This window comes from Streptomyces sp. NPDC048270, assembly GCF_040652335.1.
GTDB lineage: Bacteria > Actinomycetota > Actinomycetes > Streptomycetales > Streptomycetaceae > Streptomyces.
In genome coordinates, this window is the sequence record NZ_JBEZLV010000073.1 from 1 (window position 1) to 16,046 (window position 16,046).

Consider the following 16,046-nt stretch of genomic DNA (forward strand, 5'->3'; position numbering starts at 1 on the left):
CCCAGGTGCTGGGGCTGGGCCACCCGCAGACCCTGCGCGCCGAGCACAACCTGGGGCTGTGCCTGCGCCGTTCGGGAGACATCCGCCGCGCCGGGCGGTCCATGCGGGCGGGGCCTGCCGGGCGGAGCCGCCGGTCCGGACGGCCCGGACGACCCGAAGGCCCCCTGCCGGAGCTCAGTCCATCTCGAGGACGCGGGCGTGCAGCACCTGGCGCTGCTGCAGGGCCGCCCGCACGGCGCGGTGCAGCCCGTCCTCCAGGTAGAGGTCGCCCCGCCACTTGACGACGTGCGCGAAGAGGTCGCCGTAGAAGGTCGAGTCCTCGGCGAGCAGCGTCTCGAGGTCGAGCTGCCCCTTGGTCGTCACCAGCTGGTCGAGCCGGACCGGGCGCGGCGCGACATCCGCCCACTGCCGGGTGCTTTCCCGGCCGTGGTCGGGGTACGGCTTTCCGTTACCGATGCGCTTGAAGATCACACGGAAAGCCTACCGGGCCCGGCCCTGCGAGCGCAGCCTCGCCGCGTTGGTGCAAAAGTGGCGAAGAGCGCCAATTCGGGAGTGATGCATGAGCGAGAGCACCGACCCCGCCGCCGTGGCGGATCAGACGGGCCCGGCCGACAAGATCGCTGCCGGATACGCCTTCACCGGCCCGGCGCTCGACCTGGGGGCCCTGCTCTGGGACGGCAGCTGCCTGCCGGAGCACCAGATCCGCATCCCCCTGCCGATGCTCAACCGGCACGGGCTGGTCGCGGGCGCCACCGGCACCGGCAAGACCAAGACGCTCCAGCTCATCGCCGAGCAGCTGTCGGCCAACGGGGTCCCGGTCTTCCTCGCGGACATCAAGGGCGACGTCTCGGGGATCTCCGTGCCGGGCGGGGCGAACGAGAAGGTCGAGGCCCGGGCGAAGGACGTGGCCCAGCAGTGGGAGGCCACCGGCTACCCCTGCGAGTTCTACTCGCTCGGCGGCATCGGCCCCGGGATCCCGCTCCGGTCGACCGTCACCAGCTTCGGCCCGGTCCTGATGTCGAAGGTGCTCCAGCTCAACCAGACGCAGGAGCAGTCCCTCGGGCTGATCTTCCACTACGCCGACACCAAGGGCCTGGAGCTGATCGACCTCAAGGACCTGCGCGCGGTCGTCGCCTTCCTCGTCTCCGACCAGGGGAAGCCCGAGCTCAAGGGCATCGGCGGACTGTCCACGGTCACGGCCGGGGTGATCCTGCGGGCCCTGACCGCCTTCGAGCAGCAGGGGGCCGCGGAGTTCTTCGGCGAGCCCGAGTTCGACACCAGCGAGTTCCTGCGCCCGGCCGCGGACGGCCGCGGCATGGTCTCCGTACTGGAACTACCCGCGGTCCAGGACAAGCCGCAGCTCTTCTCCACCTTCCTGATGTGGCTGCTCGCCGACCTCTTCAACGACCTGCCGGAGGTCGGCGACCTGGAGCGGCCCAAGCTCGTCTTCTTCTTCGACGAGGCGCACCTGCTCTTCAACGGCGCCTCGAAGGCCTTCCTCGACTCCATCACCCAGACGGTGCGCCTCATCCGCTCCAAGGGCGTGGGCGTCTTCTTCGTGACGCAGACGCCCAAGGACGTGCCGGGGGACGTGCTCGCCCAGCTCGGCAACCGGGTGCAGCACGCGCTGCGCGCCTTCACCCCGGACGACGCGAAGGCCCTGAAGGCGACGGTGAAGACCTTCCCCCATTCCGACTACGACCTGGAGGAGCTGCTCACCCGGCTGGGGACCGGCGAAGCGGTGATCACCGTGCTGAGCGAGAACGGCGCCCCCACCCCGGTCGCGGCGACCCGGCTGCGCGCCCCGCAGTCGCTGATGGGTCCGGTCGACCCGGCGGCCCTGGACCGGGCGGTGAAGGCCTCGCTGCTGTGGTCGCGCTACGCCGAGCCGGTGGACCGCGAGTCGGCGTACGAGAAGATCAGCGCCGAGCAGGCCGCAGCGGAGGCGCAGGCAGAGGCGGCAGCGGCGGAGGCCGAGGCGGAGAAGCAGGCCAAGGAGGCCGAGAAGGAGGCGGCGCGGGCCGCGCGCAGTGCCCCGAAGCCCGATCCCTCACTGGCCGAGCAGGTGGTGGGGAGCGGGCTGTTCCGGTCGCTGGCCCGGTCGATCGGGACGCAGCTGGGCCGGGAGATCTCGCGTTCGATCTTCGGCACGGCCCGCAGGCGGCGCTGAGGACGCGGTCCCGCGCCTCGACCGCTCGCCCTTCCCGTTCTCCTGCTCCAGGCGGAACCGAGCGCACCGGGTGACGGGAACCGGTCGGTCGCTGACAGACTCGTGGCATGCGGACCGAACTGACCGACACCACGTCCAGCAAGATCAACCGGGCGCTGCTCGCAGCCCGCCGGGCGATAGGCAGCCCCACCACGGGGCTGGTCCTGACCCTCGTCGTCGTCACCGACGAGGAGAACGCCTACGACGCCCTGCGCGCCGCCTCCGAGGCCTCGCGCGAGCACCCCTGCCGCGTCATCACGGTGATCAAGCGCACCTCGCGCGGCTCGCACAAGCTCCGCGCGACGCGGCTCGACGCCGAGCTGCGGGTCGGCTCGGACGCCGGCACCGGGGAGACCCTGGTGCTGCGCCTGCACGGGGACCTGACCGAGCAGGCCGGCTCGGTCGTCCTGCCGCTGCTGGTGCCGGACGCACCGGTCGTGGCGTGGTGGCCGGCCGACGCCCCCGCCGACGTGGCGCGGGACTCCCTGGGCGCGCTCGCGCAGCGCCGCATCACGGACGCGGCCGCCGCCTTCGACCCGGTCGGCGTGCTGGACGAACGGGCCGCCTCCTACCGGCCCGGGGACACCGATCTGGCCTGGACCCGGCTGACGCCGTGGCGGGCCCTGCTGGCGGCCGCCCTGGACCAGAAGCCGCTGCCGGTGACCGGCGCTGCGGTGGAGAGCGAGCCCGACAACGCGAGCGCCGAGCTGCTGGCGCGCTGGCTGGAGGACCGTCTCGGGGTGCCCGTCGACCGGGTCGCGAGCGAGGGCCCGGTGATCACCCGGGTCAGCCTGCGCACCACCGGCGGCGAGATCCGCGTGGACCGGCCCGCGGGCGCCCTGGCCACGCTGGTCCTGCCGGGGAGCCCCGACCGCAGCGTGGCCCTGAAGATCCGCAGCGGCGCCGAACTGATCGCGGAGGAACTGCGCCGCCTCGACGCGGACGTGACCTACGGCTCCGCGCTGCGGCGGCGGCCGCTCCAGGCGGCGCTCTCCGCGTAGTGGTTGTCGTACGCGGCGGAGCTGTCCTTGATGTCCTGCACGGTGGCCTCGCCCGCGTTGACCCGGCCCAGGAGGCGGTAGTAGTCGAACCGGCCCATGCCGGGGGTGAAGCCGACGAACACGCTCGCCGTGTGGCCGGCGGCGGGGGCGAACGCGTGCTTGACCCCGGGCGGGACCGCGATGAAGTCCCCGGCGTCGAGGGTGAGGACCTCGTCGCCGACCAGGATGTCGAGCCGGCCGGCCGTGACGTGGAAGAACTCGGTGGCCTTGGTGTGGAAGTGCACCGGGGCGCCGGCCGCGCCCTCGTCGAAGGTGGCCGTGTTGCAGGTGAGCTCGGCGGTGTCCGTGAGCAGCGTGATGAGGCTGCCGGGAGCGTCGTAAATGGCTTCGGCGGTGGCGGCGCGGGTCGCGATCTCTGTCATGTCCCCTAACCTACGGTCCGGATAGACCGGCTACAGGGGTCAATCGATCCCCTCTCCAGCCGGTCAATTCCCGCCCCGGAGAGGTCCCGCCCCTCGGAGCATGGCCATCGGCCCATCGCCCCCCGGCCCGCCGCCCCCCGGCCCACCGTCCATCGCCCCCGGCCCGTCGGCCGGGGCCGGCCCGTCACCCCGCGGCCTTCGCCGCCTTTGCCGCGGCCTTCATCTCCTGCTTGTGCGCCCGGACCTTGGCCAGGGATTCCGGTCCGGTGATGTCGGCCGCCGAGCGGTAGACGTTCGCCGGTCCGTAGCCGCCCGCCGCCTCCCGCCATCCCTCGGGCCGCACGCCGAGCCGCTTGCCCAGCAGGGCCAGGAAGATCTGGGCCTTCTGCTCGCCGAAGCCGGGCAGCGCCTTGAGGCGCGCCAGCAGTTCCTCCCCGGTGCCGACCCCGGCCCAGACGGCCTCGGCGTCCCCGCCGTAGTGCTCCACCAGGTACGCGCACAGCTGCTGGATCCGCTTCGCCATCGACCCGGGATAGCGGTGCACGGCGGGCTTCTCCGAGAGCAGGGCGGCGAAGGCCTCCGGGTCGTACGCGGCGATGGTGTGCGCGTCCAGGTCCTCGGAGCCGAGCCGCTGGGCGATCGTCCAGGGCCCCGAGAAGGCCCATTCCATCGGCACCTGCTGGTCCAGCAGCATTCCGACGAGTGCGGCGAGGGGGCTCCGGGAGAGCAGCGCGTCGGCTTCCGGCTGCTGCGCCAGCCGGATGGTGATGTCCTTGTCCATGGCTCCAGCCTCCCGCGCGGGCGCGCTCCCCGCGCGGTCGGCACACCGCGCGCCTAGCGTGGGTACGACGACAGCTACGCCGACGAGTACGAGTCCGAGGAGTCGATCGACCATGGGTGAGTTCACCGAAGGCGCGCCGTGCTGGGTGGACGCGATGTTCGCCGACGTGGAGGCCGCCAAGACCTTCTACGGGGATGTGCTGGGCTGGACCTTCGGCGAGTCCAGCAGCGAGTACGGCAACTACACGCAGGCGTACTCCGGCGGGAAGGCCGTCGCCGCGGTCGTGCCCCCGATGCCCGGGGCGGACGCCCCGTCGCAGTGGTGTCTGTACCTCCACTCGCCGGACGTGGGAGCCACGGCGGAGAAGGTCACCTCGAACGGCGGCGAGGTGCTGATGGGCCCGATGCAGGTGGGCACCTTCGGCTCGATGCTGATCGCGAAGGAGCCCAGCGGCGCGGTCTTCGGCGTCTGGCAGCCGGGCGAGCACAAGGGCTTCGAGAAGATGGGCGAGGCGGGCGCGTACGCCTGGGCGGAGGTCTTCAGCCGGGAGCCCGAGAAGCCGGACACCTTCCTGCCGAGCGTCTTCCCGTTCACCACCCAGCGGATGGACGCGGGCGAGGACGCGGACGAGGCCGACATGGACTTCACCGTGTACTGCGTCGGCGGTCCCGAGAATCCGGTGCTGGGCCGGATGAGGATGGGCGACGAGTTCCCGCCGGAGGTGCCCTCCTACATCCAGGTGTACTTCGGCGTCCCGAACTGCGACGAGGCGGTCGAGAAGGCGAAGAAGCACGGCGGGCAGCTGCACTTCGGCCCGATGGACAGCCCGTTCGGCCGTTTCGCGGCGCTGGCGGACCAGCAGGGCGCGGCCTTCGCGGTGATCGACCTGTCGACCACGGTCGGCGAGATGCCGAACTTCGGCTGAGCCGCCCTCCCGAGCGCTGAGCCGCCCTCCCGAGCGCTCCGCCCGCCCCCCGAGCGCTCCGCCCGCACGGAACGCCTCCCGTCGGCGTGCCCGCCCCGACGGCCGGGGCGGGCGGCATACGGTCGGTCCGTGCGGCTCGTGCCCGCCGCGCGACGCGACTACGCGAAAGGTCGAAGCGCCATGAGCCTGAGCATCCGCAACCAGCTCGCCGGCACCGTCACCGCCGTCACCTCCGGTGCGGCCATGGCGGCGGTCAAGGTCCGGCTCGAAGGCGGCCAGGAGATCACCGCGGCCATCACCGCCGACGCCGTCACGGAGCTCGGCATCGGGACCGGCTCCCCGGTCACCGCGCTGGTCAAGGCCACCGAGGTGGCCCTCGCCACCGGGCCCGTCGACGGGGTGTCCATCCGCAACCAGATCGCCGGCACGGTCGTCGAGGTGGCCGCCGGACCCGCCATGGCCTCCGTCAAGGTGGACGTGGACGGCGGCGGGCTGACCGCCGCCATCACCGCCGACGCCGTCGACGCGCTCGGTCTGGCGGCCGGCTCCTCCGTCGTCGCGCTGATCAAGTCGACCGAGATCTCCCTCCGGACCGCCTGATCACCACCCGGCCGTGGCGGCCGTCCCGGCCGTCCCGGCCCGTCACATCCCGGCCCCCGGTACCGCGAGCGCCCCGAACCACACGTGCGTGACCGCGCTGACGTAGCGCGCGCCGCAGCGGTCCGACGGCACCACCAGCTGGCTGCCCGCCTCGTCGAGGTCCTCCCCGTCGAGCCGGGTGGCCAGCAGGACCGGGCTGTCGCCGAAGTCGGCGTCCAGCTCGGCCCAGGACAGGACGGAGTGGTGGCCGTCCCCGCCGCTGATCGCGATCAGGAAGCGGCTGCGGTCCTTGCGCCGCCGGGCGTCGAAGGCGGGACCCGCGTCGGCGATCAGGTCGCGGAGCAGGGGGCCCTCGAACACGTGGTGCTGCGGACCGTTCGTCGCGCAGTCGAACGTGACCGCGGCCCGGTGCTGTTCCCGTGCCCGCAGGTCCGCGACGCTCAGGGTCGCCGGGTGGTCCAGGTCTCCGTGCAGCATCAGTTTGGCCATGGGGACGTCATTCCCGCGGCCCGAGGTCGTAGAACCTCATCTGCGAGGTTGAGAGCTTGATATGAGCCGCAACTGCGCGAGGATTGGCCATTCCTACCTGGCAGGCTCGGCGCCGTCCTGCTGTATCCGCTGCCATACGACGTCCCGCGTCAGGGGCAGTTCCGTGAAGCGGATCCCGGTCGCGTCGCGCAGTGCGTTGGCGAAGGCCGGCGCCACCGGGTTGAAGGGGCTCTCGCTCATCGACTTGGCGCCCAGCGGTCCGATCGCGTCCCGCGTCTCCATGAAGTGCACCTCGGTCCGCGGTACGTCGGCGTACTGCGGAAGCCGGTAGCGGCGGAACGCGGCGGTGGTCACCTCCCCGCGCCCGTCAAGCCGTACCGTCTCGAAGAGGGTCGCGCCGAGGGCTTGGGCGACGCCGCCCTCCACCTGGCCGCGGCACTGCATCGGGTTCATGACCTTGCCGGCGTCGGCCGCGTGCACGCTGCGCAGGATCCTCATCTCGCCGGTGCCGGGGTCGACGGCGATGCGGAACCACTGGGCGTTGAAGGCGACCGAGCGCGGGCTGCCGCCCCAGTGCCCGTCCGCCGACACCTCGTCCAGTGCGCCCGCGTCGTACGCGGCCTCGTACAGCTCCTTGAGGGTCACGGTGCGGCCCGCGCAGTCGAAGGCCTCGGCCCGCAGCCGGCACAGGTGCCGGGCGACGCCCGTGTGGCGGGCCGCGAGGGTCTGGAGGCGCTCCGCGAGGGAGCCCGCCGCCAGCAGCACGGCCTTGCCCGCCACCACCGTGCCGGCCGAGCCGAACGCGCCGGTGTCGTGGCGGACCACGTCCGTGTCGGACTGGCGGATCGCGACGCGGTCGACCGTGGTGTTCAGGGCGCCGGCGGTGATCTGCTGGTGGACGGTGGTCGTGCCGTTGCCGAACTCGGCCGTGCCGACCGCGGTGTCGTAGGTGCCGTCGGGCAGCAGGCTGACCCGCGCGTCGGCGAAGTGGCCGCCGGGCGGCCCGGTCGCGATCATCGCGACCGCCGTGCCCGTACCGGTGAGCCAGCCCGCCGGGACGTCCTCGTGGCTGCGGTCCTCGGCGATGGCCTTGCGGACGACGTCCATGCACTGCTTCATCCCGTACGAGGCGATGAAGAGGTCCTCCTCATGGCCGATCGGGGTCACCATGGGGTCGCCGGCGCCGATGACGTTCTTCTCGCGCAGGACGAGGGGATCCAGGCCGAGCCGGACGGCGAGCTCGTCCATCACCGATTCGAGTGCGAAGAGGACCTGGCCCAGGCCGTAGCCGCGGAAGGCGCCCGCCGGTACGGCGTTGGTGTAGACGGAGTACGCCTCCACCTCCTTGTGCGGCGCCTTGTAGACGGCGAACGACTCGCCGACGCTGTGGAACATGACGGCCGGCCCGTGGTTTCCGTAGGCGCCGGTGTTGGCGAGCACCCGGAGGCGCAGCGCGGTGAGGGTGCCGTCGGCCTTGGCGCCGGCCTTGATCGTGATCTTGAAGGGGTGGCGGGTGGTGGCCCCGTGGAACTGCTCGGCCCGGGTGAACTCGAGTTTCACCGGGCGGCGCAGCTTCAGGGCGGCCAGGACCACGATGTCCTCGGTCAGCATCTCCTGCTTGCCGCCGAACCCGCCGCCCACGCGGCCCGCGACGACCCGGACCCCGTCCTCCGGCAGGTCGTAGAGCGCGCACAGCGCCCGCCGGGTCAGGAACGGCGCCTGGGTGGAGGAGCGGACGGTGATGCGCTCGCCGCCGCCCTCCTCCTTGGGCTCGAAGTACGCGACGCTGCCGTGGGTCTCCAGGCTGGCGTGCTGCACGCGCTGGGTCCGGAACGTCTCCTCGTGGACGACGTCCGCCTCGGCGTAGCCCTGCTCCATGTCGCCGAGGGTGTGGTGGACCTCGCCGCACACGTTGTTCCCGGGGCGGGCGATGCGGGACGCGGGCCCCTTGGGGTGGAGGACCGGGGCGCCCGGGAGCATCGCCTCCTCCGGGTCGACGACGTACGGGAGCTCCTCGTACGTGACGGCCACGCGGCGGCAGCCCTCCTCCGCGGCCCGCTCGCTGTCGGCGACCACGGCCGCCACCCGCTGGCCGACGAAGCGGACCACGTCGTCCAGGACGCGGGTGTCCTCGGGGTCCTCGGCGGGGTGCTCGTGGCGGGCGCTCGAGTAGAGCCGTTCGGGGGCGTCGTGGTGGGTGAGGACGGCGTGCACGCCCGGCACCCGCAGGGCCTCGGCGGTGTCGATGGCGAGGATCCGGGCGTGCGGGTGCGGGGAGCGCAGCAGCTTCATGTGCAGCAGCTCCGGCACGTCCACGTCGAAGGTGTAGCGGGCGGTTCCGGTGACCACCTGGGGCCCGGCGGGGGCGCCGAGGTTCCTGCCGACGGCCTGTCCGTCACCCGGGCTCTCGGTGTGCCTGACCCCGCGTACCGCGTCCTCGATGGCCCGGTAGCCGGTGCAGCGGCAGATGTTGCCCTTGAAGGCGCGCGGGAGGTCGTCGAGCTTGCCGTCGTCCTCGGCGGTGCCCTGCTCGGCCTGGAGGGCGGCCGTGGTCATCAGGAACCCGGCCGTGCAGAAGCCGCACTGGAAGCCCTGGGCGTCGAGGAACTGCCGCTGCACCGGGTGGAGTTCGCCGCCGGGTTTGCAGAGGCCCTCGACGGTGGTGACGGAGCGTCCTTCGGCGCGGACGGCCGGGTAGAGGCAGCTGTGGACCGGTCGGCCGTCGACGTGGACGGTGCAGGCACCGCAGTCGCCCTGGTCGCAGCCCTTCTTCACGCCGAACCAGCCGCGTTCGCGCAGGTAGGTGCGCAGGCACTGGCCGGCCCTCGGCGCGGTGTCGAAGCGCTGGTCGTTGATCTCGATCTCGTAGCTCACCGGGGGTCCTCCGAAGGGTCGAGTTCGCGGCGGATCTCCTCGGCCAGGCGCAGGGCCATGTGCCGCCGCCACGCGGGCAGTCCGTGGATGTCGTCGAACCACTCGTCCGGGCCCACGGCGCCGTCGACGGCCTCGTGCAGCCCGCCGGCCGTCGGCGGCAGCGCGAACCAGAAGCGGAAGGGGCGGGTGGTGGCGGCGCTGACGGTGATCGCGAGGGAGCCGTCGGCGGGGTCGCGGGCGCCGATCACGAGGGCGCCGGAGCGCCCGAGCCCGTAGAGCGAGGCCTGCCGGAAGGCCGTACGGCAGTCCAGTGCGCGGGCGGGCAGCCGTACCGAGCGCAGCAGTTCCCCCTCGTGAAGGTCCTTGGCCCCGGCTCCGCGGATGAACGCGGTGACGGGCAGGCGGCGTGTGGCGCCGTCCTGGCCCTGGAGCAGGACCGTGCCGTCGAGCGCGGCGGTGAGGGAGATCATCGGACCGGCGGGGAGGCCGTTGCAGAGGTTGCCGCCGACCGTGGCCATGTTCCAGATCTTGAAGCTGGCCAGGAAGGCCCGGCAGCACTGCTCGAAGAGCGGCGCGGCCGTGGCCGGCAGGGTCCGCCCGAAACGCGACAGCTCGGCGATGGTGCAGGTCGCGGCGATGTCGAGGGAGCCGTCGGGCTGCCAGGACAGCGGCGGCCAGCCCGTCCGGGAGAGGTCGACGAGACGGCGGATGTGCGGCTGCGGCTCGGAGAAGAGGTACGTGCCGCCGCCCAGCCAGGCGTCGCCGGGCCGCCAGGGCTCGCGGCGGCGCGCGTCGCGCACGTCGAGCACCGTGTTGAGGTCCATTTCGCGCCACCGGCCCTTCCGTACCCGGGTGTTTCCGCCAGTGAAGCAACGGGGGCAGGGGCGGGACGACTGGTCTCCGACACGGAAAGGACCGGGCTCGGGAGGGTCCGGCCTGGAGGATCGACCAGGAGGAAATCCTGCCCGTTGCCCTTGCATTTACGATGGCTCTCGCCCGATCAACCTCGCGAATGCGGGCTGCCACCCATCGCAAGGAGACCCTGCCGTGCACGTCCTCGACCTGCTCCAGTCCGACAGCCTCGGCCTCACCCTGCTCTGGGGCGAGGATGCCCTTCTCGGCCAGCAGGTCAGCGGGGTCACCGCCACCGACCTGGAGGACCCGGGCCGCTTCCTGGGCCCCGGGGAGCTCGTCCTCAGCGGACTGGTCTGGTGGACGGAGGGCGACCTGGCCAAGGCGGACCGGTTCGTCGCCGCGCTCGCCGGGGCCGGGGCCACCGCCCTGCTCGCCGGCGAGGAGACCCACGGCCGGGTGCCCGACGCACTCGTCGCCGCCTGCCGGGCCCACCGGGTGCCGATCGTCGCCGTCCCCGCCCGGACCAGCTTCCGCGCGGTGACCGAGGCGGTGTACCTGCGCCACTGGGGCGACCTGAGCCGCCGCCCGGCCCGCACCTTCGCCCTCCCCGAAAACGTGCGCGGCGAGCTCAGCCGGCTCCTCGAAGACGGGGCCGGGGCCGCCGAACTGCTGGACCGGTCCTGCGCCCACCTGGGCCGGGTCAGCGGCTACCTGCTCACCGCCAGCGGCCGCACGGTGGCCCGTACCCCGTCGGCTCCCGTGCTCCCCGCCGAGCGGGCCGCGGCCGTGTCCGGGCGGGAGGGGATATCCCTGGGCATCGAGGCAGACAGCTCCCCCTACGACGCCTGGCGGCTCTTCCTGCCGGACCCTGACGCGGCTCCGCCGCGCGTGCTCCACGAGATCGCCGAGGTCTTCGCCCGGTACCGCGACGGGCGGAACCGGCGGGCCGCCCTGGAGCGGGCGGCGGGCCAGGAGCTGATCACCCTGCTGGACCGGCCCGGTCCGGCCGACCCGGGGGCCCTGGAGGAGGCGCTGGCCGCGGCCGGACTCCCGGCGGGCGGCACGTACCGCGCGCTGGCGGCCACCTCGGGAGAGGCCCTGGCCGAGGCACTGGAGCACCTGGCGGGGGCCCCGTACGCGGTGGGGCGTACGGCGGCGGTGCTGTACGAGGCCCCGGACGCCGCGGCCGACCCGGCGGACCGGATCCGCTCGGTGTGGCCGCTGCTGCGGGCGTGCGGCGGCCCGGAGACGGACCTGCGGCTGGGCGCGGGCGCCCGGGCCGAGGGGGCGGACGGGCTGCGGGCCTCGCTGAGTCAGGCCCGGTTCGCCCTGACGGCGACGGACGCGGAGGTTCCGGTGCGTGCGGTCGAGCAGCTCGGCACGCTCGCGGAACTGCTCGCGGGGGTGCCGCCCGAGGTGCGCGGGGTGTTCGGGGCGCGGACGCTGGGGGCGCTCGGGGACGGGATGCTCCGGGAGACCCTGGAGGTCTTCCTCGCCAACAACTGCTCCTGGGCGCGCACGGCGGAGGCCCTCCACCTGCACGTCAACACCGTGCACTACCGGATCGAGAGGGTGCAGGTCCTGACGGGCCGTGACCTGTCCCGCCTGGACCACAAGCTCGACCTGTACGCGGCGCTGCGCTGCCTGTAGCGGGCCCGCGAAAAGTTTTTCCGGCGGGCCGTCACATCCGTGCGCCGGGGCGGGTCAGTGGAGTGAAGGCCGGACAGCAGCGCACCGCACCACAGCGGAACGCACCGCACCGGCACCCGCAGGACCTGCCAAGGGAGCGAACCCCATGTCCACCACCGCCGTAGTCCTCACCCTCGTCGGCGCCTTCATGGCCGGCTTCTCCGCCGTCTCGGTCTTCCTCGGCGCCAAGTGGGTCGTCGAGCCGCTCGCCGCCTACGGGGTCCCGGCCTCGTGGTGGACCTGGCTGGGCGTCGCCAAGGCGGCGGGCGCGGCCGGTCTGGTCGTCGGCCTGTTCGTCCCGGCGATCGGCATCGCCGCCGCCGTCGGCCTCACCGCCTACTTCACCGGGGCCGTCCTCACGGTCCTGCGCGCCCGCTCCTACGCGCACCTCCCCTTCCCCCTCCTGTACGCCGCCCCGGCCGTGGCCGCCCTCGCCCTCGGCTTCTGAGGGCCCCGGCGGCGGCCCCTCACCGCCGGAGCAGGACGATCACCGAGCCCCACATCGTCAGCAGCACGTTGCCGAGGGCGTACGGGACCGTCGTGCCGAGGGCCGGGATCTGGCTGCGGGCCCGCTCGGCGAGCGCGCCCAGCGCCGCCGTGGTCGTCTGCGCGCCGGCCAGGGCGCCGAGCAGGATCGGCAGCGGCAGCCGCTGCACGAAGTGCCCGTACAGGAAGCCGGCCAGCAGCGGCAGGGTGGTGACGACCGCGCCCCACAGCAGCAGCGGCCACCCGGCCTGGCGCAGGCCGGGGACGAAGCTGGGGCCCGCGTTGAGGCCGACCACGGTGACGAACACGCAGAGGCCGAGCGTGCCCATGAGCCACTGCGCGGCGGAGGGCAGGTTCCCGTACGTCGGGTACTTGCTGCGGACCCATCCGAAGACCAGGCCCATCAGCAGGGCTCCGGTCGAGGTCGACAGCGACAGCGGGGCCCCCGCCGCGTGCAGGGCGGGGATGCCCAGGCAGCCGCCGAGGAAGAGGCCGAGGGCGATCCACACCATGTCGGTGGCGAAACTGGTCGGCACCGGCGTGCCGAGCTCCGCGGCGGCCGCGTCGACCCGGTGCCGGGGCCCGGTCAGGACCAGGGTGTCGCCGCGCTCGACGGTGTTGTCCAGGCGCACCCGCAGGTCGACGCCGGCCCGCCAGTGGCCCTCGATGAACACGCCCGGCATGAACTCCTCGTGCCGCAGGCTCCGGATGGTGCGGGGGGTACCGGCGGCGGTACGGGGGCCGCGTGCGCCGCGCCGGCCCGTGACGACCACGTGCAGGGACTCGGTGCGGTAGCCGAGCAGTTCGCTGTCGTCGGTCTCCATCCCGATGTGGCTGCGGGCGTCGTAGGCGACCAGGTCCCCGCGGACCGCGCTGATCGCCAGGGTGTCGCCCAGCTCGATCCGGGTGCCCGGGTCGTGCTCGAGGATCTCGCCCGCGCGGCGCAGCCGGGTGATGTAGAGGCGCCGCCCGGCTGCCTTCTGGTCGGCCTCGAACTCCCCGATCGTGCGGCCCGCGAAGCGCGCGACGTCGACCTCGTAGGCGCGCAGCACGTGCTTGTAGTAGCCCTCCCCCGCGTCGGGGTCCTCCTCCGCCGCCTCCAGGTCGGCGGCCAGGACGGCGCTCTCGGCCGCGAGGTCCTTGCCGACGAGGCGCGGCAGCACCCCCGCGAGCAGCAGCGCGGGCAGGACCGTACCGAGCGGGTAGGTGACGGCGTAGGCGACGGCGACCAGGTGGGATTCGTCGCGCGCCTGCGCGGGGCCGAGGCCGGGGAGGCGGGAGATGGCGTCGGAGGCGACGCCGAGGACCGCGGACTGTGTGAGCCCGCCGCCGAGCAGTCCGGCGGAGAGCCCGGGTCCGTAACCGGCCAGCGCGGCGAAGGCCCAGGCGGCGGCCAGTCCGGTGACGCAGACGATCGTGGCGAGGACGACCTGGGGGAGGCCGTCCTTGCGCAGGGCGCGGAAGAACTGCGGGCCCACGTCGTAGCCCAGGGCGAAGAGGAACATCAGGAAGAAGACCGACTTGATCGGCCCGTCGATCTCCACCTTGGCCTGGGAGCCGATGACCAACCCGGCGACGAGGCATCCGGTGACCGCGCCGAGGGCCATGGAGCGGTAGCGCAGCCGCCCGAGCAGGAAGCCGGCGGCGATGGTCAGGAAGATCAGCAGTTCGGGATGGGGCCGGAAGACGTTCGCCCTGAACCACTCCATCCGCTCTCCTGCCTCCGACCGCGGCCGCCTGCGAAAACGCTAGGCGAGGTGCCGGGGTCCCGCATGCGCGGACCGGACCGGGAGGCGGCACGGGAACCGAGACGGGAACCGAGACGGGGAACGCAGAAGGGGGAACGCAGAAGGCCCCGGCCGGTTTCCCGGTCGGGGCCTTCAAGTGCCCGGTGAGGCACTGGCGGAGGATACGAGATTCGAACTCGTGAGGGGTTGCCCCCAACACGCTTTCCAAGCGTGCGCCCTAGGCCACTAGGCGAATCCTCCGCCGCAAACAATACAAGACGTTGAGGGGTGCTCGCGAACGTGATCGTCTCCGGGGAGCGGGGCGGGGGCCGGGCTCGATTCCGGGGGCTTCCATCCGCTAGGGTGGGGTCAGCCCCTCACGTGGCGCTATCTCACCCAACTCCCCCAGGGCCGGAAGGCAGCAAGGGTAAGTGGGCTCTGGCGGGTGCGTGGGGGGCGCTTTACGTTCCGGGGGCCTTGTGGGCCGCCGTTGTCGGTGGGCCCGGATAACCTCGTAGACGTGTCGTCCCTTGCGCTGTACCGCCGCTATCGCCCCGAGTCGTTCGCCGAGGTCATCGGGCAGGAGCATGTCACTGTCCCGCTGATGCAGGCCCTGCGGAACAACCGGGTCAACCACGCGTACCTGTTCAGCGGGCCGCGCGGCTGTGGAAAGACGACCAGCGCGCGCATCCTCGCCCGCTGCCTGAACTGTGAGCAGGGTCCCACCCCCACCCCCTGCGGGGAGTGCCAGTCGTGTCGCGACCTGGCCAGGAACGGGCCGGGATCCATCGACGTCATCGAGATCGACGCCGCCTCGCACGGTGGTGTGGACGATGCCCGCGACCTGCGCGAGAAGGCCTTCTTCGGGCCCGCGTCCAGCCGGTACAAGATCTACATCATCGACGAGGCCCACATGGTCACCTCGGCGGGCTTCAACGCCCTGCTGAAGGTGGTCGAGGAGCCGCCGGAGCACCTCAAGTTCATCTTCGCCACCACCGAGCCGGAGAAGGTGATCGGGACCATCCGGTCCCGGACGCACCACTACCCCTTCCGCCTCGTGCCGCCCGGCACCCTGCGGGACTACCTGGGCGAGGTCTGCGGCCGCGAGGGCGCCAAGGTCGAGGAGGGCGTGCTGCCGCTCGTCGTGCGCGCCGGTGCGGGGTCCGTGCGTGACTCGATGTCCGTCATGGACCAGCTGCTCGCCGGCGCCGCCGACGACGGTGTGACATACGTTATGGCCACCTCCCTGCTCGGCTACACGGACGGCTCGCTCCTCGACTCCGTCGTGGACGCCTTCGCCGCCGGGGACGGCGCCGCCGCCTTCGAGGTCGTGGACCGGGTGGTGGAAGGCGGGAACGACCCCCGGCGCTTCGTCGCCGACCTGCTGGAGCGGCTGCGCGACCTGGTCATCCTGGCCGCCGTGCCGGACGCCGCGGAGAAGGGGCTGATCGACGCCCCCGCCGATGTCGTGGAGCGGATGCAGGCCCAGGCGTCGGTGTTCGGGGCCGCCGAGCTGTCGCGCGCCGCCGATCTCGTCAACACCGGGCTCACCGAGATGCGCGGCGCGACCTCGCCGCGGCTCCAGCTGGAGCTGATCTGCGCCCGCGTGCTGCTGCCCGCCGCCTTCGACGACGAGCGGTCCTTCCAGGCCCGGCTCGACCGGCTGGAGCGCAGCGGGGCGGCCGCCGCCTTCGCGCCCGCGCCCGCCGTGCCGGCCATGGGCTACGTGCCCGGGCCGGAGGCGCACCCCATGGCTCCCGCGGGGCCGGGCGGAGGCGCGGCCGCCTCGCGTGCCGCCGCCGTACAGGCCCCCGCGCCGGCCGCCGCTCCGGCGGCGGCGCCCGAGCCGGTACGGGCTCCCGCGCGGCCGGAGGCACCGGTTCAGGCCGCCCCCGCCCCGGCCGCATCCGCCCCGGCCGCCTGCCGGGGGCGGGAGGCGGGCGGCGGTCGGAGATCCATCCTCCCTGCATACACCGCGAGCGGACCGG

The 16,046-nt window shown here is 73.2% G+C and carries 14 protein-coding genes, 1 tRNA gene and 1 other RNA gene; 8 read left to right on the forward strand and 8 right to left on the reverse strand.

Annotation, left to right across the window (positions count from 1 at the left end):
* Positions 1 to 174 precede the first annotated feature (174 nt).
* Positions 175 to 471: a type II toxin-antitoxin system VapB family antitoxin gene (locus AB0D66_RS32885; RefSeq protein WP_017240525.1), complete on the reverse strand. Its 297-nt coding sequence runs from the start codon at positions 469 to 471 to the stop codon at positions 175 to 177.
* An 88-nt stretch (positions 472 to 559) separates the two neighbouring features.
* Here AB0D66_RS32885 and AB0D66_RS32890 point away from each other — a divergent pair, with 88 nt between their 5' ends.
* Complete coding sequence (locus AB0D66_RS32890; protein ID WP_362310853.1) at positions 560 to 2,170, forward strand: helicase HerA-like domain-containing protein; 1,611 nt, start codon at positions 560 to 562, stop codon at positions 2,168 to 2,170.
* Between the two features lie 107 nt (positions 2,171 to 2,277).
* A complete protein-coding gene (gene opcA / locus AB0D66_RS32895) occupies positions 2,278 to 3,210 on the forward strand; it encodes a glucose-6-phosphate dehydrogenase assembly protein OpcA (RefSeq protein WP_362310854.1) in 933 nt (310 codons plus the stop codon).
* On the opposite strand, the gene AB0D66_RS32900 is transcribed toward opcA, so the two are convergent.
* Positions 3,159 to 3,632: a cupin domain-containing protein gene (locus AB0D66_RS32900; RefSeq protein ID WP_362310855.1), complete on the reverse strand. Its 474-nt coding sequence runs from the start codon at positions 3,630 to 3,632 to the stop codon at positions 3,159 to 3,161. The two genes, opcA and AB0D66_RS32900, sit on opposite strands and share 52 nt — an antisense overlap.
* Before the next feature lie 184 nt (positions 3,633 to 3,816).
* Entirely contained in the window at positions 3,817 to 4,413 is a 597-nt protein-coding gene (locus tag AB0D66_RS32905) for an HhH-GPD-type base excision DNA repair protein (protein ID WP_362310856.1), read from the reverse strand.
* Positions 4,414 to 4,525: 112 nt separating this feature from the next.
* Between AB0D66_RS32905 and AB0D66_RS32910 the strand changes: the two genes are divergently transcribed.
* A complete protein-coding gene (locus AB0D66_RS32910; protein ID WP_362310857.1) occupies positions 4,526 to 5,338 on the forward strand; it encodes a VOC family protein in 813 nt (270 codons plus the stop codon).
* A gap of 180 nt (positions 5,339 to 5,518) precedes the next feature.
* Positions 5,519 to 5,938, forward strand: a complete 420-nt coding sequence (locus AB0D66_RS32915) for a TOBE domain-containing protein (RefSeq protein ID WP_362310858.1) — start codon at positions 5,519 to 5,521, stop codon at positions 5,936 to 5,938.
* 42 nt (positions 5,939 to 5,980) lie between these two features.
* Here AB0D66_RS32915 and AB0D66_RS32920 read toward each other — a convergent pair whose 3' ends face one another.
* The 3 genes from AB0D66_RS32920 to AB0D66_RS32930 all read right to left on the reverse strand — a co-directional run bounded on the left by AB0D66_RS32920 (position 5,981) and on the right by AB0D66_RS32930 (position 10,125).
* Positions 5,981 to 6,427 (reverse strand): molybdopterin-dependent oxidoreductase, encoded by a 447-nt coding sequence (locus AB0D66_RS32920; protein ID WP_362310859.1) that lies wholly within the window; start codon positions 6,425 to 6,427, stop codon positions 5,981 to 5,983.
* Positions 6,428 to 6,520: 93 nt separating this feature from the next.
* Positions 6,521 to 9,301 (reverse strand): molybdopterin-dependent oxidoreductase, encoded by a 2,781-nt coding sequence (locus AB0D66_RS32925; protein ID WP_362310860.1) that lies wholly within the window; start codon positions 9,299 to 9,301, stop codon positions 6,521 to 6,523.
* A complete protein-coding gene (locus AB0D66_RS32930; protein ID WP_362310861.1) occupies positions 9,298 to 10,125 on the reverse strand; it encodes an FAD binding domain-containing protein in 828 nt (275 codons plus the stop codon). Before AB0D66_RS32930 ends, AB0D66_RS32925 begins: the two co-directional genes overlap by 4 nt.
* Positions 10,126 to 10,348: 223 nt before the next feature.
* On the opposite strand from AB0D66_RS32930, the gene AB0D66_RS32935 reads away from it, so the two are divergent.
* Together AB0D66_RS32935 and AB0D66_RS32940 are read left to right on the forward strand one after the other, a co-directional pair.
* Positions 10,349 to 11,806: a helix-turn-helix domain-containing protein gene (locus AB0D66_RS32935; protein ID WP_362310862.1), complete on the forward strand. Its 1,458-nt coding sequence runs from the start codon at positions 10,349 to 10,351 to the stop codon at positions 11,804 to 11,806.
* A 145-nt stretch (positions 11,807 to 11,951) separates the two neighbouring features.
* On the forward strand, positions 11,952 to 12,293 hold the full coding sequence (locus AB0D66_RS32940) for a DoxX family protein (protein WP_362310863.1): 342 nt from the start codon (positions 11,952 to 11,954) through the stop codon (positions 12,291 to 12,293).
* Between the two features lie 19 nt (positions 12,294 to 12,312).
* On the opposite strand, the gene AB0D66_RS32945 is transcribed toward AB0D66_RS32940, so the two are convergent.
* Together AB0D66_RS32945 and AB0D66_RS32950 are read right to left on the reverse strand one after the other, a co-directional pair.
* Positions 12,313 to 14,040 carry an aspartate-alanine antiporter gene (locus AB0D66_RS32945; protein WP_362310864.1) on the reverse strand — a complete coding sequence of 576 codons (1,728 nt, stop codon included), beginning with the start codon at positions 14,038 to 14,040 and terminating at the stop codon, positions 12,313 to 12,315.
* Between the two features lie 191 nt (positions 14,041 to 14,231).
* Positions 14,232 to 14,319, reverse strand: a tRNA-Ser gene (locus tag AB0D66_RS32950).
* Between the two features lie 107 nt (positions 14,320 to 14,426).
* On the opposite strand from AB0D66_RS32950, the gene ffs reads away from it, so the two are divergent.
* Both ffs and AB0D66_RS32960 read left to right on the forward strand, forming a co-directional pair.
* Positions 14,427 to 14,525, forward strand: an RNA gene (gene ffs / locus AB0D66_RS32955) — signal recognition particle sRNA small type.
* A gap of 53 nt (positions 14,526 to 14,578) precedes the next feature.
* Positions 14,579 to 16,046: DNA polymerase III subunit gamma and tau (locus tag AB0D66_RS32960; RefSeq protein WP_362310865.1), on the forward strand; the 1,468-nt coding region annotated here is incomplete at its 3' end.